The sequence below is a fragment of the Thalassotalea sp. G20_0 genome (genome assembly GCF_017744175.1).
Taxonomy (GTDB): Bacteria; Pseudomonadota; Gammaproteobacteria; order Pseudomonadales; family Endozoicomonadaceae; genus Endozoicomonas.
Window position 1 is genome coordinate 1 of record NZ_JAGHQV010000509.1, and the last position, 544, is coordinate 544.

Genomic DNA, 544 nt, shown 5'->3' on the forward strand with positions numbered 1-544 from the left:
GGCAAAGCCAACATCAATATTTTCTACACCTGCACCCGGACCGGAAACGTTCCAGTAGTAAAAGTCTGAAAGGTGAACATCCTGGCGTTTGTAGTAACGCTTACCAGCCCACAGTGTAGCTTCAGGAGCAAAGCCTAAAACACCTTTGGCCTGAACGTTGAACTCGCGGAATGCAGGACTCTTTTCTTCCCAGTCTTTAGCCTGATCAACACTAAATGCTATGTTGCTGTCGAGGTAGAAAGATTGTTCACCGTTGTTGAATAGTTCAGAACCCAGCTTGATTTCACCGTAAGTTTCGGTTTCGTTGCCCAGACGGAACTTTGAGGCGGCTCCTTTGGCCTGGAATGCTTCTTGATCCCCGCCTCCTGCAGAAAGGCCAACGCCAGAACGAACGACACCATGGAAATCCACAGTCGCCGCAGAAGCAGCAGCAGAAAATACGATAGCTGAAATAGCACCAGCCAGTGGCAGAAGTCTTGCTTTGGTCACAACCAAATTCCTTCAAGTGTGTTGTTGTGTGTTCGCCATCTCGCATGCTGCAGTC

At 49.1% G+C, this 544-nt stretch carries 1 protein-coding gene; it reads right to left on the minus strand.

Features of this window, described 5'->3' with window-relative positions; genetic code table 11:
* On the minus strand, positions 1-489 hold a 489-nt coding region (locus J7438_RS27295), incomplete at its 3' end, for a carbohydrate porin (protein ID WP_353620210.1).
* Between the last annotated feature and the right edge of the window lie 55 nt (positions 490-544).